Here is a 25339-nt window from a genome sequence, read left to right on the forward strand (position 1 = left end):
CGTATTGACGTTATTCTATCTCACGACCGAGTCGTTGTAAATCGTCACGGAAGCGCGGGTAACTCACGTCCGCTGCCTCGACATCGTCAATCGTCACATGTTCCGTCGTCAATAAGTCCGCAATTTGGAGCATCATCGCCAAGCGATGATCTCCGTGCGAGGAGACGTGTCCCCCGTGCAAATGGCTCGGATAGACGTCAAAGCCGTCATCCGTCTCGCGAAGGTCGACACCGAGCACCTTCAATTCGCTCGCGACCGTCTGAATCCGGTCCGTCTCTTTCACGCGGAGCTCCCCCGCATCCCGGACTGACGATGAGCTCGACGCCTGCGACGCGACGAGGGCGAATAATGGCAACTCGTCGATTTGATGTGGGATGGCGGTCCCGTCCAACCGGATGCCGTGGAGCGTGCTCGTCGACACGGTGACGTCCCCGACCGATTCTTCTCCGAGTGCGCGGACGTTCGTCACGTCAACGTGCGCCCCCATCCGTTCGAGCGTGCGCAAAAAGCCAATCCGTGTCTCGTTCAAACAGACGTCGGTCGTCGTGACGCGACTATCCGGGACGAGCGCGGCCCCGGCCCACCAAAAGGCGGCCGAGGACGGGTCAGCCGGTACGGCCACCGTCGCGCCTTCCAGGACGGACGGCGACAGCCGAATCGTCCGAACCCCCTCTTCCGAGGTGATGTCAATCTGCCCGTTGAACAGCGGCAGCATGCGTTCAGTATGATCCCTCGACAAGACCGGCTCGCGCACGATCGTCGGGCTGTCCGCACGGAGTCCAGCCAATAAAATGGCTGATTTCACTTGCGCGCTCGCGACAGGCAACGTGTAATCGATGCCCGTCAACGCCCGCCCGCGGATGTGGAGCGGAGCGACGTCACCTGCAAGGTCGGCTCCCATGGCGCGCAACGGGGCAGTGACGCGTCGCATCGGTCGCTTCGAGAGCGAGGCGTCGCCGGTGAGCGTGAACGTCCCGTCGTAGCCAGCAAGCAGTCCCGTCAAGAGACGCATCGTCGTGCCGGAGTTCCCGCAATCGAGTTCCGCCGACGTGAGCGACGGGCTGCCAGTGATGACGAGTCGTTCCGCTTGTTCATCGACTTGTGCGCCCAAACGACGGATTGCCTCGAGCGTCGACCGGCAATCCTCACCGAGGAGCGGGTCGTACACTGTCGTCTGTCCGTGCGCCACGGCCCCGAGCAATAACGCCCGGTGCGTAATCGACTTATCGCTCGGTACGCGTATCAATCCGTTCAATCCCATCTTAAAACCACCCTTTCAACTGATTATACGCTTCGACGAGCCGTTCGGTCGTGACGCTCGTCACGGTCACTTCTTCACCGAGCAGTACGAAGCGAATCTGTCCAGTTCGATTCTTTTTATCGTGGCCCATCACCTCGAGATACGCCTCGAATGGTTGCCAGAGGACCGGCGTGATTGCTTGCTGTTTCATGAATCCGGCGAGCGTTTCCGCGCGTGAGAAGTCTCCGGCGACGAGGAAGGCGTACACCATTCCGTATAGGATGGCCTCCCCGTGCGCTAGTCGGTACGCCTCGACCGACTCCAACGCATGGCCGAACGTATGACCAAAGTTCAGCCATGCCCTTACGCCGTGTTCCCGTTCATCGGTCTCGACGACCTGTCGTTTCACTTCAATCCCACGTGCGAGCCACGCCTCCCAATCGAGCGGTCCTTGCGCCAAAGCGGTGAACAGCTCGGTCTCGAACGAGTACCCGAGGACGTATCGTGACAAGTAGGCATGTTTAATTAACTCGCCGAGCCCACTCAGCACGTCACGGTCCGTCAACGTCTCGAGGCGGTCGACGTTATAGTGGACGCCCGCTGGTTGATAAAAGGCACCGATCGCATTTTTGGCGAGCGGATGGTTGACCGCGACTTTTCCGCCGACCGCTGAATCGTGGGCGAGAACCGTCGTCGGCACTTGTATGTAATGCAGCCCGCGCATATAGACACTCGCCAAAAAGCCGGCCAAGTCCCCAATCATGCCGCCGCCAAAGGCGACGACGAGCGTGTCCCGGTCACAGCCGGACGTCAACCCGTCCGCGACGAGACGTTCAATCGTCGCGAGAGATTTCGATCCGTCGCCCGGACGGACGACCGACCAGACGATTGGACGCGCGCTTGCCTCGAGACGAGTCCGAAACGCCGTCCCGTGCAGGCGATCTACCGTCTCGTCCGTGATGACCCACACGGTTGAGCACGAGAAGTAAGGGACGCAGTCGAGCCAGGCGTCCCCTCGTTCAATTGTGACGTCGTATGGAGTCGAGGCGTTCACGCGAATCGTCACCACGTGCGAATCTCCTCGCGGTACGCGTCGACGCGCGCTTGGATGCGTCCGACCGTGTCATGTCCGAACGTCTCGCATAACTCACGGGCGAGTTCAAACGCGACGACGGCCTCGACGACGAGTGAGGCGGCCGGGACGGCACAGGCGTCACTTCGCTCGATTTGGGCGAGGAATGGTTCTTTCGTATCGATATCGACGGATTGGAGCGGCTTGTAGAGCGTCGGAATCGGTTTCATCACAGCGGTACACACAATCGGCATCCCGGTCGTCATCCCACCTTCGAAACCGCCGAGATGATTGCTCAGGCGTGTATAGCCGTCCGGTCCATAGGCGATCGGGTCCATCACTTCCGACCCTGGTCGATACGCCATCTCGAACCCATCACCGAAAGCGACGCCTTTGATGGCGTTGACACTCATGACGGCGCGAGCGATGGCCGCATCGAGTTTCCGGTCATATTGGACGTACGACCCGAGCCCCGGGATGACACCATGCACTTCCGTACAGATGACACCGCCGAGTGAGTCACCGGCTGCTTTCGCCTCATCGATTCGACGCATCATCGCCTTGCCTGCCGTCTCATCCATCGTCCGGACCGGTGACGCCTCGATCGTGGCGCGCAATGTATCGAGCGACTCGTATGAGGCATCGGCCTCGACGCCGCCAATCACTTTGACATAGCTGACGAGCGACATCCCGACAGCAGCGAGCAATTGTTTGCTGAGTGCGCCGACTGCGACCCGAGCGGCCGTCTCACGTGCGCTCGAACGTTCGAGGACGTCCCGTAGGTCACGATGGTCGTATTTCAAGCCGCCGATGAGGTCCGCATGTCCGGGTCGTGGGCGGACGACACGGCGTTTGATTTCCACGTCCGCATCAATCGGTTCGGCCTGCATCACGTTCCGCCAATGAGTATGGTCCTTGTTCTCGATCCAGAACGAAATAGGGGCCCCTGTCGTCACCCCGTGACGAATGCCGGCCCTCACCTCGATTCGGTCTGATTCAATTTGCATGCGGCGGCCGCGGCCGTAGCCGGACTGCCGTTTCGCGAGTTCCGCATTGATGGCTTGCACATCGACCTCAAGCCCGGCCGGTGCACCCTCGATAATGATTGAAAGTCCAGGCCCGTGCGATTCTCCTGCCGTCAAATAACGCATAGCTGCCACCTCATTCTTCAAATTTTTCGTAGAAGAAGCTCTGCTTCATCTTGTAGCCGTATCGCTTCGGTTGAAAGATCTGCTCGGTCCCTCCGACGAAGAGGACACCGCCTGGTCGGAGTGATCGGTGGAACGATGTATAGACTTTCTCTTTCGCTTCCTCGGTGAAATAAATCAAGACGTTCCGACAGACGATTAAATCAAAATTCCGTTCATACACGTCGGCCAACAGATTATGTTTTTTGAACGTTACTAATTTTTTGATGTCCTCTGTGATGTAATAGTCGTCTCCACGGCGGGTGAAGTAACGTTGCCGAAACTCTGATGGCAAGTCAACGAGCGCCCGCTCATGATACTTGCCTTGTTTCGCTTTTTCGATCACCACGTCATCTAGGTCCGTCGCCGTGATTGTGAACTGGGCGGGTGACAAATGTTTCGATAACAGCATCGCCAACGAATACGGTTCTTCGCCCGTCGAGCACGCCGCGCTCCAGACGCGCAACTTGCCCTGGCTCTTACGGATGAGTTCCGGCAAAATGTCCGTCTCTAGTTGCTGCCAGCGGACCGGGTTCCGGTAAAATTCACTCACGTTAATGGTCATGCGATCCAAAAATTCATCGTATAAGCCCCGGTCCGACTCCATCGCTTTGAAGTATTCGATAAACGTGGCATACCCTTTCTTCTCGCGAAGTGCAATCATACGTCGCTTCATCTGGGCTTCTTTGTATAGGTTTAAGTCGATCCCCGACTTCATATAAAACTTTTTTACGAAGATGGCATAATCATTTATCACCAGTTCCAACCTCAATTCTTTCTCTTCTCCTAGATCATGTCGTGCCAAAACAAGCGAAAGCGCTTCAATCCCAATATAAAAAGGGACAGGAGGCCCCCGTCCCTTTTATCGTCATCAAACGTGTGATGCTTCAGTGGCGAACCAGAGTGACAATTCACGCTCTGCGCTTTCCACGCTATCTGAACCATGGATGACGTTTTGTGACATCGTCGAGGCCAAATCGCCACGAATTGTTCCAGGTTGTGCGTCCAACGGGTTCGTCTTCCCGATCATCAATCGAGAGACGGCGACGATATTTTCGCCTTCCCACTCCATCGCTACAACAGGACCAGACGTTAAGAATTCGACAAGCTCTCCAAAGAACGGCTTTTCCTTATGTTCCGCATAATGCGATTGTGCGACTTCAACCGATGGCGTCAATAGCTCAAGACGGTTCAACGTATATCCTTTCGTTTCGAAGCGCGAGATGATTTCCCCAATCAGACCGCGTTTCACTCCATCCGGTTTTACCATTAAAAATGTTTTTTCCATTCCCCTAATCCCCCTAAATCAATATGTGTACCATGTACTTTATTAGTTTACACGGTCATCTTGATTATTGAAAGGGTTTACAAGGTGGTTGTTACCATTTTCGTTTCCCGATATACTCGGCGATTTCAATGAGCGAGCGTTTGTCCGGTAAGTCCGGCAAGCCATCGAGACGTTGAATCGCCCGGTTCACGTACCGGTCGATCGTCCGTTGGCTTCGCTCGAGCGTCCCGTTGCGCTGCACTTCACGAACGAGCGTATGGGTCGTCGCGTAATCGGACGACTGGTTGACTTGCTGCAACCGACCAAAGAATTCAGGGTCTTCCGCTGAATAGAAGAGCGGCAACGTTTTATGACCGTGCTTCAAATCTTCTCCGACCGGCTTTCCAAGCTGAAAACTTTTCGCGGTGAAATCGAGCAAATCGTCCGTCATTTGAAACGCCATCCCGATGTCATAGCCGAACAGCCGCAGCTGTTTGACGACTTCGGGTGACGCCCCTGAGACGACGGCCCCGGCCGCACAACTCGTCTCGATCAAGAGCGCCGTCTTTCGGGCAATCCGATCGAGATATCGTTTCGGGGACTGGCTCCAGTCGTATTGGTCTTGGATTTGATTGATTTCACCGATACAAATCAGTTCCATCGTGTCTGCCATGATTTCCATCACGCGCGGCGAGTCGACCTCAGAGACGAGTCGAATCGCTTCGCCGAACAACGTATTCCCTGTATACATCGCGACCTGCTCATCGTAACGTTCCATGACGGTCGGTTTGCCCCGGCGAAGTGTGGCGTCATCGATGACGTCATCATGGACGAGCGAGGCCATATGAATCAGTTCAAGACTCGCCGCCACTTTCGTCAAGCGGATGTCTTTCGCTTGCCCGAAACCAGCGCTCAGCAATACGAACGCCGGACGGATCCGCTTCCCGCCCGCATCAAGCAGTTGCTTCGAGGCCGCCTCGATGACCGGGTGATCCGTATGGACCCGCGTCGACAAGAAGCGATCGATCTGCTCAATCTCTCGGTTCATGTGGCGATAAAGTCGCTTCAAAGACATCGGTCACCACTTCTTTCCTAGGTGCATGGCACACGCACCGCCGGAGAACGCCTTCACTTCGACTTGTTCGAAGCCTGCCGTCTCGAACATGCGTTTTAGCGTCAACCGGTCTGGGAATTGGTCGGTCGACTCTTGGAGCCATTTGTATTGATCGTATGAGCCGGCGAACACTTTCCCGAATAACGGCATGACCGAGCCGAAATAGAAGCGATACAGTTCGCTGAACAGCGGTGCTGTCGGTTGGCTCGTCTCGAGACAGACGACCGTCCCGCCCGGTTTCAAGACCCGGTGCAGTTCACGGAGCACCGTCATGTAATCCGGTACGTTGCGAAGGCCGAAGCCGATCGTCACGTAGTCGAATGAGTGATCCCCGAACGGCAATGCCATCGCGTTACCATGGATGAGTTCGATCGTCGGATAATCGGCCACTTTTGCTTGGCCGACCGCGAGCATATTCTCGGAAAAATCAAGACCTTTGACGACACCGGTATTACCAGCCGCCTCGGCGAGTTGAATCGTCCAGTCGGCCGTCCCGCAGCAGACGTCGAGACATTTTGCGCCCGGGAACACTTGCATGCGACGCATCGTCGCTTTGCGCCACCATTTATGCAAACGGAAACTGATGATCGAGTTCATCGTATCGTAGCTCGGTGAGATTGATTGAAACACGTCATATACTTTTTGCTCTTTTTCTTTCGGTTGCAATACGTAACATCCTTTCCGTTCTAAGCGACAGCGTGCGCCAGGAGCGTCGTTAGCTGTTCTCGTTGATCTTGGCGCAGTACTGTCGCCTTTCGTTCGATGATCGTTTTTCCGTTTGTGGTCAAGTAGGACCGACCTATCACCTCAGAAAACGTTTTAATCAATCCGAAGTTCGCTTCCATCCAAGTCGTGACGGATACGTCCGCATCAAGCGCGAGCGTACATTTCGCCCCATTGACAAGCTGGACCGACCGACCGAAGCGATTGCTATAGTCGGCAGGAAACAGTGCCAATATTTTATAAAATTGAGCCGAGGCGAAATCGCCGGCGAGCACTTTGAGTTGCCGCTCGAGCGAGCCGTTCGGGCAATCCTTTACTTGATCATGCAGTTCAAGTGCTTGATGTGCAAAATACGTCGCAAGCACGAGCTGACGTTGTTGATTCGATTCGATTTCAATCATCTCGACCATCCAACGAAGTAAAGGCATGTCGACTACGGGTACAATCTCGTGTCTCGTCAAATACGGATGGTTCATGCGTTCTTCGATTTGACGAGCAAGGTCGGTGACAACGGTTTCGTATGTCATCTGTTCCATGCTATCCCCCCTCGTCCTCTTCGTTGTCATTCTGACATAGTATAGCACATTTTTGTCACATTCACGCCATGGGAACTCGCTTTCCGACACAAAAAAAGCCGCCTTTCGGCGACTTATGTATTGCCCATTATTTGACCGCATCTTTAAGCGCTTTACCTGCTTTGAAGGCAGGAACTTTGCTTGCCGGGATTTCGATATCTTCTTTCGTACGTGGGTTGCGACCTTTACGGGCAGCGCGCTCACGAACTTCAAAAGTACCAAAACCGATCAATTGAATTTTATCACCGTTTTGGAGTGCTTCAGTGATAGATTCGAAAGTAGCTTCTACAACTTGTGTAGCTTCTTTTTTCGAAACATTTGCTTTCTCCGCAACTGCTTGGATTAATTCAGTTTTGTTCATCACGATTCACCTCCTCTCACTGAGAGTTTACGGGATTAATCATATCGTACAAACGTTGATATGACAACATTTTTTAAGCAATCGGTCTATATTCGACCCACTCAGTCGATCAGTTGTTTAAAAACTCGACTTCACCTTGTTCATTAATCGTGTACCCTTGCGAATAAGCCGGAGCGAATGGGGAGTCATTATAGAGCAAATACCGAATGTCCTCACCGACTTTTGGCTCTACATCCGTGTTCTCGAGGGCGGCCTCCAGGTCGGCCCGGTAGTCGACAAATAATTGTCCGGTCCCGTCGACATAGATCGGCAACTCGTTTTCCGTGTACGGACTCGGGATACTCGGCTCTTCAGAGACGAAGACGAGATCATAATCAATCGTGAATTGGTTCTTTCCGAGCGACCCGTCAAACGGGAACTTGCCTTCTTTGGCCCGGAACGCGTTAATGTTCGTCTGTAACTGTTGCAAGCTTTCTGACACACGTAAATCAATGAGTTTGACCTTCGGCTCCGTCTCGGCGTCCACGAGGACGTACAAGAACAGACCGCCTCCTTCGAAGCTGTTCGCCGGCGGGTCGGCTAAATAACCAGGGACGAGCCGGGCGAACTCAATCGGATAACGTTCCATGAGTGGCGTCTCGGCCGGCCTTGTTTTAATCGGCAACACCCCGGTCGTCTCCTTGAACGAGTCGACGGCCGTCTGTACCGACTTCAGTTGGTCTTCATACGGGACGTTATCGACCCGATTCGAATCCGGGAACATACATCCACTGAGCACGGTCGCCGCCAATAGACTCGCGACCAAAAAAATCCGTTTCACGTCTTATCCTCCTGTCGGTCCTGAAGCGACCACATAAATCATGATGATCGTCCCAAATAAAAATATGACGAATGCGATGACGCGGACGAGCGCCGCGAACCATCCCGTTAGTTTCGTATGGCTGACTGCCACCATGAGCGCGGCGATGGCAAACGCCCCGATGCCCGCAAATGAAATCCACATCTTGATCAGTGACGGTGTCACGTCTATCCCCTCGACTTTCTCTTTAAATCTAGCTCCGTACATTAGTGTAGCAAAAAAAACAAAGGAACTGAACGAAAACGTCAGTCCCTTTGCTCTACGTCGCCTTCGAAATGGAACACTTCTTCCATTTCATGCTTCTGCGGGCGTCTCATTAACTTTTGTACTTCATCATGTGGGCTCTTACCTTCGAATAACACGTTGTAGAGGGCCTCTGTGATCGGCATCTCGACACCGGCTTCCCGAGCGAGCGTATGCGCCGCCTCACAGGCACGCACCCCTTCCACGACCATGCCCATTTGACCGAGCACATCCTCGAGCTTCTCGCCGCGACCGATCGCGTTCCCGGCACGCCAGTTACGGCTATGCTGAGACGTGGCCGTGACGATCAAATCGCCGATTCCCGTCAAGCCGGAGAACGACGCCGGGTTGGCACCGAGTTGGACCCCGAGCCGGGCGATTTCGACGATCCCGCGTGTCATGAGGGCCGCTTTTGCGTTATCGCCATAACCGAGCCCATCCGTCATTCCTGCGGCAAGCGCGATGATGTTCTTGAGCGCACCGCCGTACTCTGCCCCGATGACGTCCGAATTCAAATAGACCCGGAACTGATCGTTCGTGAGCAACTCTTGAATCTCATCGGCCACGTCCAAGTCCTCGCAAGCGATTGTGATGGTCGTCAATTTACGGACGGCCACTTCCTCGGCATGCGTCGGTCCCGTCAAGACACCGATGGCCCGACGTTTCGACGGGTCGATCTCTTCGGCGATAATCTCCGACAGACGCTTATGCGTCTTCGGTTCGATTCCTTTGGCGGCATGCACGATGACCGCCGGTTCCGTAAGGAGCGCGTTCAACTCACGCGACACCGGACGAATCGCCGAACTCGGGACGACGAGGAATACGATGGAACGATCTTTGACCGCTTCCGCCAAGTCTGTCGTCGCCCGAATCGAAGTCGGCAACGGTGCGTCTTTCAAATAGGTCGCGTTCGTGTGGGCCGTGTTGATTTCATGAACGTGGTCTTCCTCACGTCCATATAGTAGAACATCATGTCCGTTGTCAGCGAGGACGAGCGATATCGCCGTTCCCCAGCTCCCTGCACCGATGACAGCTACTTTTGCCATAGGAGGCACCCCCATTACTAGTTTTTCTGACGAGCCACGATATGAATCGGTGTACCGGTAAAGTCAAATGCGCGGCGAATCTGGTTATCTAGATAACGTTTGTATGAGAAGTGAAGCAACTCTGGATCGTTGACGAACAACACGAACGTCGGCGGCTCGATGGCCACTTGCGTCGCGTAGTTAATCTTGAGTCGTTGTCCTTTGTCCGTCGGTGTCGGGTTCATCGCGACTGCGTCGACGATGACGTCGTTCAAGACGCTCGTCGAGATGCGACGGCGATGTGAATCAGCCACTTCTTTGACGACCGGCAGAAGTGTCTGCAATCGTTTCGACGTGAGTGCCGACAAGAAGACGATCGGTGCGTAGTCAAGGAACAAGAATTCTTTACGAATCTTCTCTTCCATTTTCTTCATCGTCTTATCGTCTTTGTCGACGGCGTCCCATTTGTTGACGACGAGAACGATGGCTTTCCCAGCTTCGTGGGCGAGTCCGGCAACACGTTTGTCTTGTTCGATGATGCCTTCTTCACCGTCGATGACGACGAGAACGACGTTCGAGCGTTCAATCGCTTTTTGGGCACGCATGACGCTGTAGCGCTCGGTAGATTCATACACTTTCCCGCGCTTGCGCATCCCGGCCGTATCGATGATGACGTATTCTTGCCCATCCCGTGTGAACGGTGTATCGATGGCATCACGAGTCGTTCCTGCGATGTCCGAGACGATGACGCGTTCTTCACCGAGAATCGCGTTCGTCAAGCTCGATTTCCCAACGTTTGGACGTCCAATGAGCGAGAACTGGATGACTTCTTCGTTGTACTCATAGTCGTCTTTGTCTGGAGCCATGTCGAGCACTTTGTCGAGCAAGTCCCCGAGACCAAGACCGTGCGTCCCTGAAATCGGGAACGGATCGCCGAATCCGAGTGAATAGAACTCATACATGAGTTCGCGCATCTCGAAGTTGTCGACTTTGTTGACGGCGAGGACGACCGGTTTGTTCGAACGGAACAACAAGTTCGCCACTTCTTCGTCTGCTGCTGTAATGCCTTCACGTCCGTTCACCATGAAGACGATGACGTCCGCCTCATCGATCGCAAGCTCGGCCTGATGCCGCATTTGCACGAGGAGCGGCTCATCACCGACCTCGATTCCGCCTGTGTCGATTAAATGAAACTTACGGTTCAACCACTCACCCGTCCCATAAATGCGGTCGCGTGTTACACCGGGCTTATCATCGACGATCGACACGCGATCTCCGATAATCCGGTTAAAAATCGTGGATTTCCCAATATTCGGGCGGCCTACGATGGCCACTGCTGGAATTCCCATATAAACACCTCTCTAACTTTCATTCAATAAGTCTATCGTTTCTAATTGCAACTGTACTATCATATCACAGGCGAATTTCTGTGACCATACAAAAAGAAGCGGGAGTCTGGCTCCCGCTTGAACGATCGTCTTATTTAGAATCGTCCAAGGCCTCGTCACCTGTCAATTCAGAGACAGAGAAACCTCCTTGGTCGCTATACTCGTCAAGCAGCGATTGATCCGCGTCGCCACGTGATGAATCGCTCGACTCGAGCGCACGCATCGACAACGAGATTTTCTTCTCGTCAAGATGGACGTCGAGTACTTTGACGGTTACTTCTTGGCCTTCTGACAAGACTTCAGACGGTGTCGCGATGTGCCGGTTCGCAATTTGCGAGATATGGAGCAAACCTTCAACTTGTGGTGCGACTTCGACGAACGCACCGAACGTGACGAGACGTTTGACTTTCCCTTCAATCACGTCACCTGGCTGAATTTTACCTTCTACCGATTCCCACGGTCCAGGCTGCGTCTCTTTAATCGACAACTTCACTTTCTCGTTGTCGAGGTCAAGTCCAAGCACTTTCACTTTGACTTTATCTCCTTCAGTCACAACATCGCTCGGTTTCTCAACCCGGCTATGCGCCATTTCCGAAATATGGACGAGGCCATCGACACCGCCGATATCGACAAACGCACCGAAATCTGTGAGACGTTGAACCGTCCCTTCGATGATTTGACCGACTTCAAGCGATTCGAGCGTCTCCGCTTTCTTGGCGCTCATTTCCGCTTCGGCAACCGCTTTATGCGACAAGATGACGCGATTTTTTTCGCGGTCAATCTCGACGACTTTAACCGTAATCGGTTTATTCAAGTAGGATGAGAAGTCTTCGACGAAATGGTTCTCTACGAGCGAAGCCGGGATAAATCCACGGATACCGATATCAACGACAAGTCCACCTTTGACCTTGTCTTTTACCATGACTTCGAATACTTCGCCGGATTCGAATTTCTCGACGATTTGATCCCAAGCTGCCTCGGCATCAACGTCTTTCTTCGAAACGACCACCTCTTCGTCCGTGACCTTTTTCACTTTGACACGGATTTCGTCGTTAACATGGAGTGATTCGTTTAAATCGTCTAAATGCATGCTTGATACTTCGCTGATTGGTAAAATTGCCTCGGTTTTATAACCGATATCGATCAACGCTTGCTTGTCCTCGATTTTGACGACAGTACCGGTCACAATTTGACCTCGATTGATTTCAAAATCAGGCATATCTTTCATTTCTTCGACCATTCCAACACTACCCCCTCACGATGAGTACAAAAAGGAGCGCCGTAAGGCGCTTACACCTAGTATAAACTTCTTATAATTCGAAAGATTTGTCAAGGTGTTATCAGGTTAGTTCCTCTCCTAGCGCGAGATTAAACCTGAAATTAACGAACGTTCCGTGAATGCTGCATGTACAAGTCACCGATTGTCGTCATAATCAAGTCGGCCGCGATTTGGGCGCTCGCCTTGTCCGCTTTCAAGCCGCTCATGTCGATCGGTTGGCCGATGACGACCTTCAACTTCGAGCGGAACTTATACGTCCCAATAATCGCCACCGGAAGTACCGACGCGTCCGAACGGAGCGCGAAGAACCCGACGCCGGCTTGGGCTTTGCCGAGCGTACCGTCTTTTGACCGCGTTCCTTCCGGGAAAATCGAGATGACCTCGTCTTCCTTCAACTTTTGCAAGACGACCCGGAGTGCTTGTCGGTCTCCTTCCCCGCGTGACACAGGAATCTGTCCAGCCCGATTCAAAATGTGTTTCAATACCGGCACGTCGAACAACTCTTTTTTCGCGAAGAAACGAAGCTGACGCTGTTTCGGCATCGCCCCGGCGAGCATGACCGGGTCCCAGTTCGATTGATGGTTCGAACAGACGATCATCGAACCGTTGAGTGGGACGTTGTCGCGCCCGATATACTCGACACGGAAGCTCAATCTACGGATGACATTGACGACAGCTACGGCCAGTCGATACATGCCGAACGGTCCATCGTTGAGCGGTTTCATCGATCAATCACCTGCTTCATCAAGTGCTCGATCGCCTCAACGACGCCGTCAATCGACAGCTCGGTCGTATCGAGATAATGCGCATCGTCGGCCTGACGAAGCGGGGCGACCTCACGCTCGGAATCGCGTTTGTCCCGCAAGGCGATCTCGAGCTGTAATTGTTCAAGGTCGCTCGGCAATCCTTTCGATACGTTTTCCTCATGGCGGCGGCGGGCCCGTTCTTCGACCGTCGCCGTCATGAACACTTTCAAGTCGGCGCCTGGTAAGACGTGCGTGCCGATATCGCGGCCGTCCATGACGATTCCGCCTTTACTGGCGAGGTCCCGCTGTAAATCCATAAGGGCAGCCCGTACTTCCGGCTGGCGTGCGACGAAGCTGACGTTGTTCGTCACTTCGCTCGTCCGGATGACGTCGGTCACTTCGTCGGCGCCGTCGAACACACGTTGTCCGTTCTCGGACGGGACGAGCCGTAAATCCATGTTGCCGATCATCTCGGCGAGTTTCGGCCCGTCTTCGAGACCGACCCCGTCTCTGAGGGCACGATACGTCACGGCACGATAAATCGCACCCGTATCGATATAGACATACCCTAGTTTTTTGGCAAGTGTTTTCGCGATCGTACTCTTCCCGGCTCCGGCCGGTCCATCTAATGCAATCTGTAACGGTTTATTCATAAAAATTGGGTATCGGCTCATCCCGATACCCGCCTCCTCTCGGTCATTTGTTCCGAGAACATCATACCAGTTTTTTAACGTGAAGAAAATACAGAGCCCGTCCGTTTTCTCGCTTCAAGTTGGGCCCGGAAGCAATAACGTAAAATCGTTTCCTGGTCCCTGTGCGATAATTCTTCGAAACGAAGCGACAGCTCTTGTTTCGCCGCCTGTTCGTGAATCCGTACGAGTCGGCTCTTGACGCGGAACGTTTGCGGATTCCCGCGGTCGTCATTGACCTGGAACGAGACGATGATGGCCTCGTCGACAGCGACCGGTGCCCGATTGGAGATGATGCGCATGCCTCCGGCCGATAAGTCGAGTGATGTCGACTCGAACGACGGGAACGCCTGCCCATCTTCCGCGGATACGGTCACGCGAATCATCTCCGGCACCCGCAAATATTCACGGCGCTGGACCCGTTTGATTTTCTTCTCATCCGGCATCGGGAATGCATAACGAAGCGTCAACTGCGCATCGCTCACCCGTCTCGAAATGACGGTGTCGAAGGCATATAGTTGCTCTTCTCCTTTAAAGAAATAGACGCGCATCGGCTCGTCTTCGTGCAAGAAGAACGTCTTTAACGTATCCGTTTCACTCGGGGACTCGATCCAGACGACTTGATCGTTAATGGCCGCGACCTTCGTCTTTCCTTCTTTTCTCCCTTCGACTTCCACCCGTAACTCTTGACCTACTTTTAACATGAAACGATTCCCCTTTATTCTATTTATATTGACGATGATTGGAGCGATTGGCAGTGCGGACGAGCAATAAGGCGACCATCCATAAGACGACTATATAGACGACAGCCGGTACTTTGTTCATCGGTTCGACGAGCAAGATATAGTCGAACATGCCATGCAACAGCGTGGCCGCCATGACAGCGGTGAACAGCCAAAACCGCTCGTGGTTGGAATGTTTGGCCCGGCCGAGACAAAACCCCATGACGACGGCGAACAGCGCGTGGCCGCTCACCGGCAGCACGGCGCGCCAGATGGCGATCTCGATTGAGTCGTACACCCATAAATATAGAAAATTCTCTAACGTGGCAAAGCCGAGTGAACAGGCGACCGCATAGAGAATCCCGTCGTAGTAATCATCAAAGACTTTATGTATGTATATTGTATAATAAATCATGAACCATTTAAAAAATTCTTCTAAAAGCGCGGTGGCCACGAACGCCTTCCAAAACGGGCCCACGAGCACCCCTTCTTCCACGAACGCATACTGGACGAACATGATCGGAAAGACGAGAATGGCCCCGGCGACGAACGACCGGATCACATAGCCGAGCGGTTCCGCTTCCAGTTCATGCCGGAGATAGAAGTAGGAAAGAAGGGCGAACCCTGGCGCAACCGCAGACAAGGCGATTGCAATCATGATGCATCTCTCCTTTCTCACGTTAAGCATACACTGAAATAGAGGAAAGAAAAAGTAGGGCACGCCTAGAAATTGGAAGAAACGAACAAAAAAGTTGGAGGTCTGTTATGAATCATTTATTACTCATCCACACCGGCGGCACAATCGCCATGTCCCAATCGGGGTCGGGACATGTCATGCCGAGCGAGGTCAATCCGATTGATGCGACGTTGCCGAAAGCGACCGATATCGCCAACATCACGACGAAACACTTCTCAAACATCCCATCGCCGCACATGACGCCTGAAAAAATGCTCGAGCTCGCCCAGTTCATCAATCAACAACTGACGCAAGACACGTATGACGGGGTCGTCATCACCCACGGAACCGATACGCTCGAGGAGACGGCTTATTTCTTACAAATCACACTCGGTGCCCCGGTCCCGATCGTCTTGACCGGGGCGATGCGCTCGTCGAACGAAGTCGGCTCTGACGGCGAATTCAATCTCATCACGGCGCTTCGGGTCGCCCAAAGCGATGTCGCGCGTGGCAAAGGAGTACTCGTCGTCTTCAATGGCGAGATTCATTCCGCCTTCAACGTCACGAAAACGCATACGTCCTCGGTCGACACGTTCAAATCGGTCCACTTCGGGAACGTCGGCATGGTGACGAAAGACCACGTCCTCATCTATAGCCAACCGACGACGAAGCAACCGAAGATGATTTCGACAATCACAAAACGGGTCGCGGTGCTGAAAGTCGTTGCCGGGATGGACCCGGACTTGATTGAGGCGGTACTCGCGCTCGGCTATGACGGACTCGTCCTCGAAGTGCTCGGTCAAGGCAACGTCCCGCCGTCGATCGTTCCCGCGCTCGAACTGCTCGTCGAACGCATGCCGGTCGTCATCGTCAGCCGCTGCTTCAATGGAATCGTTCAGGACGTCTACGGCTACGTCGGCGGTGGCCAGCAACTGAAAGAGATGGGCATCATCTTCTCGAACGGCTTGAACTCACAAAAAGCGAGACTGCGCCTTCTCGTCGAACTCGAGTCCGGTTCGTCGCAAGCGGTCATGGAACACAGCTTCAGTTTCCAACAATGAGTTGGCGACTTGCCAACCGATTCGTCCTTCCATACAATGAGGGATGAGGTGATTTCATTGAATAAACACGCTATCGTCGTCGGCGCCGGACCGTGCGGGCTGTCGGCTGCGATTGAATTGGAACGCATCGGCATCTCGTGCACGATTATCGAGCGCGGCAATATCGTCGATGCCATCTATCGGTATCCGACCCATCAGACGTTCTTCTCGTCTGCCAATCTGCTTGAAATCGGGAATATCCCGTTCATCTGTAAAGATTTGAAGCCACGCCGGCAAGACGCACTCGTCTACTATCGGGAAGTCGTCAGCCGGACTGGGCTCGATGTCCATCCGTTCGAGACGGTCGAGGCGGTCGAGCGGACCGAGAACGGTTTCGTCGTGCGGTCCCGACACGACCGGGACGGTGCCAAAGAGCGCCAGGCCGACTATGTAATCTTGGCGACGGGCTATTACGGACGCCCTCGTCGGCTTGACGTGCCCGGTGAAGAGTTGCCGCACGTCGCCCACTATTTCAAAGAGGCGCATCCGTTCTATCGGCAACGCGTCACGGTCATCGGTGGGAAGAACTCCGCCGTCGACGCGGCCATCGAGCTCGAGAAGGCCGGTGCCCACGTCACGGTACTTTATCGCGGGGACGGCTACAGTCCGTCCGTCAAACCGTGGGTATTGCCGACGTTCGACTCGCTCGTCCGTCATGACAAGGTGCGGCTCGAGCTCGAAGCGGAAATCGTTCGCATCGAACCGCATCACGTCGTCTATCGTCAGCATGGTGAAGAACATCGGCTCGAGACCGACCACGTCCTCGCCATGACCGGCTACTTGCCCGACCATGGGCTGTTCGCCGATGCCGGGGTCCAAGTCGATGAGGAGACCGGTGTGCCGGCGTTCGATGAAGCGACGTACGAGACGAACGTCGACGGCTTGTTCATCGCCGGTGTCGTCGCGGCCGGAAACGATGCCAATAAGATCTTTATCGAGAACGGACGTTTCCATGGCCAAGCGATCGCCGAGACGCTTCGGGAGCGCAACGGTGTCACATCATAAATAAAGAGAGGGAAGACCTGATTTCAGATCTTCCCTCTCTTTTGTTATACCCAACCGCGGAAGCGCGACGCTTCTGCCATCTTACGCACACCGACCATATAGGCGGCGAGACGCATGTCGACCTTACGGGCCGACGAGGTATTGTATACCGTATTGAACGAGTGGACGAGCACTTTCTCAAGCTTCTCTTCCACTTCCTCTTCCGTCCAATAGTACCCTTGATTGTTTTGAACCCATTCGAAGTATGAAACCGTTACCCCACCGCTCGAAGCGAGCACGTCCGGGACAAGCAGGATGCCACGTTCCGTCAAGATGCGGGTCGCTTCGTTCGTCGTCGGCCCGTTCGCGGCCTCGATGACGATGGACGCTTTGATGTTGTCGGCGTTGTCCTCGGTGATTTGGTTCTCGATCGCGGCCGGGACTAAAATGTCGCAGTCGAGTTCGAGCATCTCTTTGTTCGAGATCGTGTTCTTGAATAAGGTCGAGATTGTCCCGAACGAGTCACGACGGTCGAGCAGATACGGGATGTCGAGACCGTTCTCGTCATGGATGGCTCCGTACGCATCGCTGACGGCGATGACTTTCGCTCCGGCGTCATGCATGAACTTCGACAGGAAGCTACCGGCGTTGCCGAACCCTTGGACGACGACGCGGGCGCCTTTTAACTCGATGCCGCGACGGAGCGCCGCTTCTCGAATCATGATGGCGACACCTTTTGCCGTCGCCGTCTCGCGACCGTGCGAGCCACCGAGCACGAGCGGTTTCCCGGTGATGAAACCTGGTGAGTTGAATTCATCGATTCGGCTATACTCGTCCATCATCCATGCCATGATTTGCGAGTTCGTGAACACGTCCGGTGCCGGGATGTCTTTCGTCGGCCCGACGATTTGACTGATAGCCCGAACGTAACCACGGCTCAACCGCTCAATTTCACGGAAACTCATCTCACGCGGATCACAAACGATTCCACCTTTACCGCCGCCATATGGCAGGTCGACGATGCCGGCTTTCAAGCTCATCCAGACCGACAACGCCTTCACTTCGACCTCGGTCACGCTCGGGTGGAATCGGATTCCACCTTTTGTCGGTCCGACCGCATCGTTATGTTGCGCACGATATCCCGTGAAAATCTTTGTCGATCCATCATCCATCCGAACCGGGATGCGGACGGTCAACATCCGAAGCGGCTCTTTCAAGAGCTCGTACATCTCTTCTGGATACCCGAGTTTATCGAGCGCCTCGTGTATAACTTCTTGTGTCGATTCAAGGATGTTTTTTCGTTTTTGATGACCTTTTTCTTGATCCGTAATCATGAAGGTTTCCTCCCCTAAATTGTCGATTCTCCCCCAAGAATCAACCTCGTATTCGTTTAAAAGTATATCTGATACGCGCCTAATTTGAAAGGCTTTTACAAAAATAATGAAAGCGTTTTCTAAAACGAAAAAAGAAGGGAGTGCCCCTTCTTACTTTTCAAGTGCGAGTGCGATGAATCGCTCTAACAGTTCACCGTACGAGATACCGACGGCGCGAGCGCTGTCCGGGAACAGGCTGAGCGGTGTCATGCCAGGCAGTGTGTTCGTCTCTAAAATATAGGCGAGCCCGTCTTCTGAGACGAGGAAGTCTGAACGGGAATATCCGCTGCAGCCGAGGGCACGGTGCGCTTGAATCGCAGCCGCCTGAACTTCTTCGGTCAACGAAGCCGGCAACTCGGCCGGACAGACGTGAATCGATCCACCTTCTGAATACTTCGACTCATAGTCATAAAACTCGTTTTTCGGGATAATCTCGATAACCGGGAGCGCGGCTTCGGCGCCATGGTTTCCGAGTACAGGTACCGTCAATTCACGACCTTTAATATATTGTTCGACCAAGACGGCCGTATCGCAGGCGAACGCTTTGTCGATTCCTTCACGGAGCATCGTTTCGTCCATCGCGATCGTCAATCCGTTCGAAGACCCTTCTTGGGCCGGTTTGACGACACATGGGAATTCACCGCCCCACTCGACGATTTTCGCGTCGATATCGTCCCCTGTCTCGATGAGGACGTCACGGGCGATTCGGATGCCGGCAGCGGCGAAGATGATTTTCGCACGGGCTTTGTCCATCGCGAGCGCGGACGCCAACACACCAGACCCCGTGTACGGCAAGCCCGCCATCTCCAAGAGCGACTGCACGCGTCCGTCTTCACCGTACTTGCCATGCAAGGCGCTGACGACGACGTCGGCTTGAAGCGTCAACAGCTCATTGGCCCGGTCCGGGTGAAAATCAATCGCCACGACGTCGTGACCCCGTTCTTCGAGCGCTTCAATCATTCCTTTACCACTCGTGAGCGACACTTCCCGCTCACCTGATACACCACCATATAATACCGCGACTTTCATCAAATCTCTCCTTCAGCTAGCTACTCCAAAATTCAAGTTTTATCATACCATGTGTCGGCGGAAAACAATAGAAACAGAACAGTAAAAAAGCCGTACTTACGCGAACGTATCGTACAGCTGTTTCACGGCCTGTTCAGTTTGAATCGTCTTGCCGTACTCCATCATGACGTACGGACTGACGGTCGTCGTTCGACCGTACTCCGACAAGATGGCGGCCAGTCGTTCTTCCACGTCTGGTTTGAGCACCTCGACAAAGTGCAGATAATATCGTCCCTCGTAATGATAGAACGCTCCGCCCTGCTCGGTGTCTCGCATATGTGGGAACAAGCGAATCGAGGCGTTGATGACGTCCTCGATATCGTCAAATTGATAAATCAAATGATGAATCACGTCGATGGTGAGCCGAATCTCGACTTGCTCTTGATCCGACTCTGCTACGGGCGCATCGACTTTCTGGACGTCGATGACGAGCCCGTCACGGGGAAACATCGTCACGTTCAAGTCGACGGTCCCTTGTGGCATGAAGCCAAATTCCGCTTCCGCCGTCTCAAGCAATTCCCGCCACAGGTCTTGACCGCTCTCCCCCACGATGGTATCGATGGCGATGCCTCGAGTGGATAGGTCGCTCGCGGTCAAATATACCCTTAAATGTTCTTTTGTTTGCTTTTCAAATCTCAAACGAAAACCTCCAAAGAATAATCAATCCTACTTTATAAGCTACTCCCGTTTGTTCGAGCTGTCAAATAGTTGACAACCACTCGGTCCACGCCTCGGGCGTGTCCCCGAGGAAGGCCGATCCGAATTCGGACGCTTGAAGGCTGACCGCGTAACCACCGGCCCCGATGACGAGGTTCGGGTGGTCGGCTTGGATGAACTGCATCGCGTCTTTCAGGCCATCGAGATGTTCTGTCAACGTACATGAGAAAATCAGACACTTGGCATCGATATCGTGCAACGCCTCGTTCAAATCCTCTTTCGGGAATCCCGCACCGAGGAAAATCACGTCATAACCGTATTGGCGTAAGTAAAGCGTCACGAACAAGAGCCCGATTTCATGCATCTCGCCCGGGGCACAGACGCAAATGATGCGCGGCAAAAAGGGATTCATCGGCATTTGGAGCGAGAGCGTCGATAGACGGGCACGCAAAAAGGCCGTCGCAAAATGTTCATGCGCAATCGTGATCGTCCCATTCTCCCAACGTGTCCCGATTTCCATCAATAACGGACCGATGATATCTTTCGTAACCTTTTCAAAACTGAACGTATTAAAGGCACGATTAATCAAATCGTGCGCCTTACGTTCATCAAATGAAAGTAACGCCTCGAGCAACCCGTCCATGAGCTCCTCGTCATAAAGGCGGGCAGGCTTCGGCTTCGGGGCTTCATGTAGCTGTTGAATTGCTTGGGACACGGTCAATCCTTCCCGTTGTTTTTCAACGACCCATTTTATCTTCTCGACGTCTTGGTCGGAATACAATCGATGACCCGAATCTGTCCGGCTCGGAACGATGAATTGATAGCGTCGTTCCCACGCCCGGATCGTGGTCGGGTTGACTCCGGTGAGTGACGCGACCGTCTTGATGGAGTACTTCGGCACAGCAGCCCCTCCTTTCCTACTAGTTCTTCTCTTTCAGTATAGACCCATCTGTACGGCTTTACCTGTTTTATTGTGCAAATCTTGTGAGAAATTGGTGAGATTGTGCATATTCACAACCTCGGGCACGAAATCATAAAAAAAATACGACGTTCTCGTCGTATTGTTTAGAAAAAGATGTCGTGACGACCTATATATAAAAATACAAGAATAATGGCAAACATCGTCAGTGTAAGCATCATGGCGAGCGGCCGCTTCAGCCAGTTGTCGTTCAATTTCTCTTTTCGCTCATGCTCTTGCCGTTCAGCGCGAGATGGCAACGTGTCCACCACTTGTTCACGAAGTGAGTCCGCTTGATTCCGATGTCGCAACGTGTGCCCTCCTTTACCTTTTTTATCATTTTACTATGATATCAATCAAAGGAAAAGATACGAGCCAACCGATGTTTCCAATCTGTCACATTTTTAGACACAAGTTGCTCCGACGGCGGGAACACGATTTCGCCGCAGATGTCGCAACAATCGCTTTGCTTGACCGGTTGCTCCGAGAAATAATTTAACAAATAATCGCGCCGGCACGTCTTGATGAGGGCATAGTCCATCATCTGCCCGAGTTGACGATACCGGGCCCGCTTTCTATCTTTTACCCAATCCACCGCCTCGGCAAGCGTCCGCTCGGCAAGCATCTGATTCAACAGTCCCCAAACCGGGTCTTCCTCGTTCAAGCGCAATAAGCGTGGCAACTGGGCCAGGCTCGTGCCATTGTCTCGTTCAAAATAAGCGAGACGGATATCTTTGTCTTTCGGATATTGCTGGTCAATCAAAAACTGTTGAATCCGCTCATCCCCTTCGGCGTATAGCAAGACCGCGAAAGCCGGCTCACCGTCACGCCCAGCCCGACCGATCTCTTGCATGTACGCCTCGAGCGTGGCCGGGATTTGATAATGGATGACGGAACGGACGTTATCTTTATTGACACCCATCCCGAACGCACTCGTACACACCATGATGGCGACTTCGTCACGTAAAAATTGTGACTGCACAAGGCGCCGGTCCTCGGTCGACATGCCACCGTGATAAAACAAGGCGTCATCGAGATGGAGGGCGAGCGCTTCGGCCTCACGCCGTGTCGCCGTATAGATGACGGCCGGTTTCGGCACGTCGTGGACGAGTTCACTCAGACGACGCATCTTATCTTCTGACCCGAGACGTTCCACGATGAGGCGAATCTCGGGACGGTTCGCCGAGTGGACGAACTGCGCCGGCGAGAAGAGCGCCAGTTTCTCGACAATATCTCGTTTCACCGTCTCAGGCGCGGTCGCCGTGACGGCCATACACTGCGGACTGCCGAGCTGTTTGCGCAGTTCACCTAGGCGCGCATACTCCGGCCGGAACTCATGGCCCCACTGCGAGATGCAGTGCGCCTCGTCGACGACGAGCATTTGAATTTTCGTCCGCGCCAGCGCCCGAGTCACATGGGGCACAGCGAGTTGCTCCGGCGATAAATACAAGAAGCGGTACCGTTTCAAATGATTTAAAATCTCTTGCTTCTCTTCGAGCGTCTCCATCGACGTCAATCGCGCCACCCCGCGTTCGCCGCGTTCGCGGATGTGGAGCATCTGATCCTCAATCAGTGACAAGAGCGGCGAGACGATAATCGTCAACCCGTCGTTTTTGATATAGGACGGGAGTTGGAACGTCAATGACTTCCCGGCACCAGTCGGCATGATGGCAAGCACGTCCTGCCCATCGGCGACCGCTTCGATCACCTCGCGCTGTCCCGGACGGAAACTGTCATAACCGAAAACTCGCTTCAACGTCTTCTCAAACAAATGTCTCACCTCGTTTCAATCGTGCGAACACCAATCGGATTTGATAGTAACTGATTCCGTCGATTTGTTCAAAAATCGGCTTGAGCGCCCAACTCGATTCGTCACGTAGCTGCTCGACTTGCTTGATTTGCTCGAGCGGTACGAATTGATCGAGCGGAAATTCGTCCAAATACATCGCCATCTCGACGACGTGGTCTTCAATCGTACTGGTGCGTAATCGCCGCTGCGATTGCACTTGCTGGAACGACCGGCCGGCCAAGAACTGTTCATACGACCCCCGCGCCGATAAAGTCATCCGTTCACTCGATAAGCCGTGGGCGAATCCTAACAGTTTTGCATCTCGCGGCAGTTTCCATAGGAGCGCATTCCATCCGGCCAAAAAGTAAAGCCGGGCTGTCCGTGCATCAACGTCGAGGAGGGCCGCGATTTGCTCATACGTATATCCGGTCTCGAACGCCCCTGTGAACCGGTAGACGACAGCGGTCGCATAAGGATCGCCGATGTCTTCAAGCGCCGTCTCGAGCTCGTGGTGGAAGCTTTGAATCAACGGTCGCCATTCACGTTCGGTCCGCACGATTTGTTTGACCCAACGTTCGGCTAAACGGTCGGCTTGGACCGGATAAAACGTGCGCTCATGCTCGAGCGACATGAACGTCTGCACGAACAGACTGAGCCGTTTCCATGTCATCGTCGTATAGTCTCGATACTCACCGCCGAGACGGTCGAACAAGTCACTGACGGCCTCGGGCGAAGCGAGCATTGCCCCGGCTTCGGTCAAGGTAAAACTGGAGCGGTTGAGCCAACCACGCTTTTCGAACGAAGCGAGCAATTTCTCATAGTCGTACTTCGTGTAGGGGAACAAGCCAAAAATCGGTTCTAAATCATAAAAAAAGGCATCTTGCAGCGTCGTCGCCGATCGTTTTCCGTTCAATACGTGAAACAAACTACGTTCGCTGCGTTCACCTTTCAAGCGCTGGATGGATAGCAACAACACCCCGTCCGCCAAATGAACCATCGTTCCACCTCCTTGTTAAAATTATGCTTCCAAAACGTTATTCGTTTCCTCATTGAAATATTTGGGTATGTAGACTACAATTACTCATAGTCAGTAGAAAATCATTTCTATGCAGAGAGACGAAACGTATGGAGGGTTACAAATGGCAAAATTTACGATTGTTGATAAAGATACATGTATCGCATGTGGGGCCTGCGGAGCAGCTGCCCCGGACATCTTCGACTATGATGACGAAGGCCTCGCGTTCAACTTGATGGACGACAACACGGGTACGATTGAAGTCCCGGATGAGTTGTATGAGGACTTGATGGACGCGTTCGAAGGCTGCCCGACTGACTCAATTAAAGTCGCGGACGAATCGTTCGACGGCGACGCACTCAAGTACGAATAAGCGAGACATGTGTGCCATCTTGGCGCACATGTCTTTTTTTAACGTGTCGCTTTGCGGAAACCGGCCTCCCGCGCCTCTTCTTCTGTACAGAACATCTCTTCCGGGATCGTGCGCTCATAGCTCGCCCCGCCCGGAACGTGATAAATCTTCTCTCCGTCCCGATTGATATTCCCTTTAATGTCACATCCATCCGTGTCTCGTTTCGGCTGGGCCGGCTCGGTCGCCTCGTGGTCGAATCCGTTGCCGGTCACATAATCCTCGAGACTCCAAATCCCGAGCAATTCCCGACGCGCGGCCTGTTCGACGTCCCGGAACGCATCGACGTGTTGCGTGTTCGGCGCGTATACATAGGCGACGCGCGCCAGACCGCGACGTAACAATTCCTCGTTCAGCATCGCATCGTCGTACCAGACGTAGGCGAGCGTCCGTTGATAGCGATCGTAGCGCCCGACATCATACTCGAGCGTGATCGTATCCCCTTCCGGCAGCCACCGTTCGACGAATGATTTCGCATCCTCTCCGAACGGCTGGACCGGTAGCGTCGGATGGCTCGTCTCCGGTGTATCGACGAGCAGAAGGCGAATCGATTCGGTCGCTCCGTTCTCAAACTCGACTTTGAGCGTGTCCCCGTCGATGACGCGGTCGAGCGTGACCGTCTCGGTCTTCCCGAGCGGCCGCGCGACTTGTTGCGTGACCGACGCCGACGGAAAGTCGGCCTCGAGTTCGACGAGCGACTCCGGCGGGTCGATTTGTTCAGCGAACCAGTCATCGACTGAGCAGCCTGCGAGCGAGATGCTCAGCACGACAGCGATCAGCAGTTGCCACCATTTTTTCAATTGTCTCACCTCTACACCAG

At 53.7% G+C, this 25339-nt stretch carries 29 protein-coding genes; 3 read left to right on the forward strand and 26 right to left on the reverse strand.

Annotated elements, in window-relative coordinates; translation table 11 throughout:
* Window positions 1–10: 10 nt before the first annotated feature.
* The 18 genes from aroA to prsW all read right to left on the reverse strand — a co-directional run bounded on the left by aroA (window position 11) and on the right by prsW (window position 15148).
* A complete protein-coding gene (aroA, locus tag KNP80_RS03150; protein ID WP_214832843.1) occupies window positions 11–1261 on the reverse strand; it encodes a 3-phosphoshikimate 1-carboxyvinyltransferase in 1251 nt (416 codons plus the stop codon).
* A 1-nt stretch (window position 1262) separates the two neighbouring features.
* Window positions 1263–2309 (reverse strand): 3-dehydroquinate synthase, encoded by a 1047-nt coding sequence (locus KNP80_RS03155; RefSeq protein ID WP_214833631.1) that lies wholly within the window; start codon window positions 2307–2309, stop codon window positions 1263–1265.
* Entirely contained in the window at window positions 2303–3463 is a 1161-nt protein-coding gene (gene aroC, locus KNP80_RS03160; protein WP_214833634.1) for a chorismate synthase, read from the reverse strand. The genes KNP80_RS03155 and aroC overlap by 7 nt, the downstream gene beginning before the upstream one ends.
* Window positions 3464–3473: 10 nt before the next feature.
* Entirely contained in the window at window positions 3474–4253 is a 780-nt protein-coding gene (locus tag KNP80_RS03165) for a CheR family methyltransferase (protein ID WP_029595663.1), read from the reverse strand.
* A gap of 117 nt (window positions 4254–4370) precedes the next feature.
* The gene (ndk, locus tag KNP80_RS03170) at window positions 4371–4787 is read right to left on the reverse strand and encodes a nucleoside-diphosphate kinase (RefSeq protein ID WP_021067200.1); all 417 of its coding nucleotides are present in this window, start codon (window positions 4785–4787) and stop codon (window positions 4371–4373) included.
* Window positions 4788–4878: 91 nt separating this feature from the next.
* Window positions 4879–5841, reverse strand: a complete 963-nt coding sequence (locus tag KNP80_RS03175; protein WP_214832851.1) for a polyprenyl synthetase family protein — start codon at window positions 5839–5841, stop codon at window positions 4879–4881.
* 3 nt (window positions 5842–5844) lie between these two features.
* Entirely contained in the window at window positions 5845–6546 is a 702-nt protein-coding gene (locus KNP80_RS03180) for a demethylmenaquinone methyltransferase (RefSeq protein ID WP_214719767.1), read from the reverse strand.
* Between the two features lie 20 nt (window positions 6547–6566).
* Window positions 6567–7139 (reverse strand): heptaprenyl diphosphate synthase component 1, encoded by a 573-nt coding sequence (locus KNP80_RS03185; RefSeq protein ID WP_214832853.1) that lies wholly within the window; start codon window positions 7137–7139, stop codon window positions 6567–6569.
* Window positions 7140–7266: 127 nt separating this feature from the next.
* Entirely contained in the window at window positions 7267–7539 is a 273-nt protein-coding gene (locus KNP80_RS03190; protein WP_021067196.1) for an HU family DNA-binding protein, read from the reverse strand.
* Window positions 7540–7648: 109 nt separating this feature from the next.
* Complete coding sequence (locus tag KNP80_RS03195) at window positions 7649–8359, reverse strand: hypothetical protein (RefSeq protein ID WP_021067195.1); 711 nt, start codon at window positions 8357–8359, stop codon at window positions 7649–7651.
* A gap of 3 nt (window positions 8360–8362) precedes the next feature.
* Window positions 8363–8542 (reverse strand): DUF2768 family protein, encoded by a 180-nt coding sequence (locus KNP80_RS03200; RefSeq protein WP_251026112.1) that lies wholly within the window; start codon window positions 8540–8542, stop codon window positions 8363–8365.
* Between the two features lie 101 nt (window positions 8543–8643).
* Complete coding sequence (locus KNP80_RS03205) at window positions 8644–9687, reverse strand: NAD(P)H-dependent glycerol-3-phosphate dehydrogenase (protein ID WP_214719768.1); 1044 nt, start codon at window positions 9685–9687, stop codon at window positions 8644–8646.
* 17 nt (window positions 9688–9704) lie between these two features.
* Window positions 9705–11015, reverse strand: a complete 1311-nt coding sequence (gene der, locus KNP80_RS03210) for a ribosome biogenesis GTPase Der (RefSeq protein WP_021067192.1) — start codon at window positions 11013–11015, stop codon at window positions 9705–9707.
* A gap of 130 nt (window positions 11016–11145) precedes the next feature.
* On the reverse strand, window positions 11146–12294 hold the full coding sequence (gene rpsA / locus KNP80_RS03215) for a 30S ribosomal protein S1 (RefSeq protein WP_214833638.1): 1149 nt from the start codon (window positions 12292–12294) through the stop codon (window positions 11146–11148).
* Between the two features lie 140 nt (window positions 12295–12434).
* Entirely contained in the window at window positions 12435–13058 is a 624-nt protein-coding gene (locus KNP80_RS03220) for a lysophospholipid acyltransferase family protein (RefSeq protein ID WP_214832855.1), read from the reverse strand.
* A complete protein-coding gene (gene cmk, locus KNP80_RS03225; RefSeq protein WP_214719778.1) occupies window positions 13055–13732 on the reverse strand; it encodes a (d)CMP kinase in 678 nt (225 codons plus the stop codon). The genes KNP80_RS03220 and cmk overlap by 4 nt, the downstream gene beginning before the upstream one ends.
* Before the next feature lie 74 nt (window positions 13733–13806).
* The gene (locus KNP80_RS03230) at window positions 13807–14472 is read right to left on the reverse strand and encodes a flagellar brake protein (protein ID WP_214832857.1); all 666 of its coding nucleotides are present in this window, start codon (window positions 14470–14472) and stop codon (window positions 13807–13809) included.
* Between the two features lie 19 nt (window positions 14473–14491).
* Window positions 14492–15148 (reverse strand): glutamic-type intramembrane protease PrsW, encoded by a 657-nt coding sequence (prsW, locus tag KNP80_RS03235; protein WP_021067187.1) that lies wholly within the window; start codon window positions 15146–15148, stop codon window positions 14492–14494.
* A 107-nt stretch (window positions 15149–15255) separates the two neighbouring features.
* Here prsW and KNP80_RS03240 point away from each other — a divergent pair, with 107 nt between their 5' ends.
* Entirely contained in the window at window positions 15256–16227 is a 972-nt protein-coding gene (locus KNP80_RS03240) for an asparaginase (protein WP_021067186.1), read from the forward strand.
* 36 nt (window positions 16228–16263) lie between these two features.
* Window positions 16264–17271: a YpdA family putative bacillithiol disulfide reductase gene (locus KNP80_RS03245; RefSeq protein ID WP_214719779.1), complete on the forward strand. Its 1008-nt coding sequence runs from the start codon at window positions 16264–16266 to the stop codon at window positions 17269–17271.
* A 44-nt stretch (window positions 17272–17315) separates the two neighbouring features.
* Here KNP80_RS03245 and KNP80_RS03250 read toward each other — a convergent pair whose 3' ends face one another.
* From KNP80_RS03250 to KNP80_RS03280, 7 genes are all read right to left on the reverse strand, one after another.
* Window positions 17316–18584, reverse strand: a complete 1269-nt coding sequence (locus KNP80_RS03250) for a Glu/Leu/Phe/Val family dehydrogenase (protein WP_214833642.1) — start codon at window positions 18582–18584, stop codon at window positions 17316–17318.
* A 150-nt stretch (window positions 18585–18734) separates the two neighbouring features.
* Window positions 18735–19652: a D-alanine--D-alanine ligase gene (locus tag KNP80_RS03255; protein WP_021067183.1), complete on the reverse strand. Its 918-nt coding sequence runs from the start codon at window positions 19650–19652 to the stop codon at window positions 18735–18737.
* A gap of 96 nt (window positions 19653–19748) precedes the next feature.
* Window positions 19749–20330 (reverse strand): adaptor protein MecA, encoded by a 582-nt coding sequence (locus tag KNP80_RS03260; RefSeq protein WP_021067182.1) that lies wholly within the window; start codon window positions 20328–20330, stop codon window positions 19749–19751.
* Window positions 20331–20391: 61 nt separating this feature from the next.
* The gene (locus KNP80_RS03265; RefSeq protein WP_214752191.1) at window positions 20392–21249 is read right to left on the reverse strand and encodes a MerR family transcriptional regulator; all 858 of its coding nucleotides are present in this window, start codon (window positions 21247–21249) and stop codon (window positions 20392–20394) included.
* 164 nt (window positions 21250–21413) lie between these two features.
* Window positions 21414–21617 carry a hypothetical protein gene (locus tag KNP80_RS03270; protein WP_214719577.1) on the reverse strand — a complete coding sequence of 68 codons (204 nt, stop codon included), beginning with the start codon at window positions 21615–21617 and terminating at the stop codon, window positions 21414–21416.
* A 41-nt stretch (window positions 21618–21658) separates the two neighbouring features.
* Window positions 21659–23062: a RecQ family ATP-dependent DNA helicase gene (locus KNP80_RS03275; protein ID WP_251128873.1), complete on the reverse strand. Its 1404-nt coding sequence runs from the start codon at window positions 23060–23062 to the stop codon at window positions 21659–21661.
* A gap of 7 nt (window positions 23063–23069) precedes the next feature.
* Window positions 23070–24092: a YpbB family protein gene (locus KNP80_RS03280; RefSeq protein WP_251026087.1), complete on the reverse strand. Its 1023-nt coding sequence runs from the start codon at window positions 24090–24092 to the stop codon at window positions 23070–23072.
* Window positions 24093–24234: 142 nt separating this feature from the next.
* Between KNP80_RS03280 and KNP80_RS03285 the strand changes: the two genes are divergently transcribed.
* Window positions 24235–24483, forward strand: coding sequence for a ferredoxin (locus tag KNP80_RS03285; RefSeq protein WP_021067177.1), 249 nt, complete (start codon window positions 24235–24237; stop codon window positions 24481–24483).
* Between the two features lie 38 nt (window positions 24484–24521).
* Here KNP80_RS03285 and KNP80_RS03290 read toward each other — a convergent pair whose 3' ends face one another.
* Window positions 24522–25328, reverse strand: coding sequence for a thermonuclease family protein (locus KNP80_RS03290; protein WP_214719399.1), 807 nt, complete (start codon window positions 25326–25328; stop codon window positions 24522–24524).
* Window positions 25329–25339: the final 11 nt, after the last annotated feature.

Origin of the sequence: Exiguobacterium sp. E4787, from assembly GCF_018618375.1 — a bacterium.
Taxonomy (GTDB): Bacteria; Bacillota; Bacilli; order Exiguobacteriales; family Exiguobacteriaceae; genus Exiguobacterium; species Exiguobacterium chiriqhucha.

Coding starts and splice junctions, on each gene's coding strand:
- aroA (WP_214832843.1), bottom strand. CDS start 1,261: ATGGGATTGAACGGATTGATACGCGTACCGAGCGATAAGTCGATTACG.
- aroC (WP_214833634.1), bottom strand. CDS start 3,463: ATGCGTTATTTGACGGCAGGAGAATCGCACGGGCCTGGACTTTCAATC.
- ndk (WP_021067200.1), bottom strand. CDS start 4,787: ATGGAAAAAACATTTTTAATGGTAAAACCGGATGGAGTGAAACGCGGT.
- KNP80_RS03175 (WP_214832851.1), bottom strand. CDS start 5,841: ATGTCTTTGAAGCGACTTTATCGCCACATGAACCGAGAGATTGAGCAG.
- KNP80_RS03185 (WP_214832853.1), bottom strand. CDS start 7,139: ATGGAACAGATGACATACGAAACCGTTGTCACCGACCTTGCTCGTCAA.
- KNP80_RS03190 (WP_021067196.1), bottom strand. CDS start 7,539: ATGAACAAAACTGAATTAATCCAAGCAGTTGCGGAGAAAGCAAATGTT.
- KNP80_RS03200 (WP_251026112.1), bottom strand. CDS start 8,542: ATGTGGATTTCATTTGCGGGCATCGGGGCGTTTGCCATCGCCGCGCTC.
- KNP80_RS03205 (WP_214719768.1), bottom strand. CDS start 9,687: ATGGCAAAAGTAGCTGTCATCGGTGCAGGGAGCTGGGGAACGGCGATA.
- der (WP_021067192.1), bottom strand. CDS start 11,015: ATGGGAATTCCAGCAGTGGCCATCGTAGGCCGCCCGAATATTGGGAAA.
- rpsA (WP_214833638.1), bottom strand. CDS start 12,294: ATGGTCGAAGAAATGAAAGATATGCCTGATTTTGAAATCAATCGAGGT.
- KNP80_RS03220 (WP_214832855.1), bottom strand. CDS start 13,058: ATGAAACCGCTCAACGATGGACCGTTCGGCATGTATCGACTGGCCGTA.
- cmk (WP_214719778.1), bottom strand. CDS start 13,732: ATGAATAAACCGTTACAGATTGCATTAGATGGACCGGCCGGAGCCGGG.
- KNP80_RS03230 (WP_214832857.1), bottom strand. CDS start 14,472: ATGTTAAAAGTAGGTCAAGAGTTACGGGTGGAAGTCGAAGGGAGAAAA.
- prsW (WP_021067187.1), bottom strand. CDS start 15,148: ATGATTGCAATCGCCTTGTCTGCGGTTGCGCCAGGGTTCGCCCTTCTT.
- KNP80_RS03240 (WP_021067186.1), top strand. CDS start 15,256: ATGAATCATTTATTACTCATCCACACCGGCGGCACAATCGCCATGTCC.
- KNP80_RS03245 (WP_214719779.1), top strand. CDS start 16,264: ATGAGGGATGAGGTGATTTCATTGAATAAACACGCTATCGTCGTCGGC.
- KNP80_RS03250 (WP_214833642.1), bottom strand. CDS start 18,584: ATGATTACGGATCAAGAAAAAGGTCATCAAAAACGAAAAAACATCCTT.
- KNP80_RS03255 (WP_021067183.1), bottom strand. CDS start 19,652: ATGAAAGTCGCGGTATTATATGGTGGTGTATCAGGTGAGCGGGAAGTG.
- KNP80_RS03280 (WP_251026087.1), bottom strand. CDS start 24,092: ATGGTTCATTTGGCGGACGGGGTGTTGTTGCTATCCATCCAGCGCTTG.
- KNP80_RS03285 (WP_021067177.1), top strand. CDS start 24,235: ATGGCAAAATTTACGATTGTTGATAAAGATACATGTATCGCATGTGGG.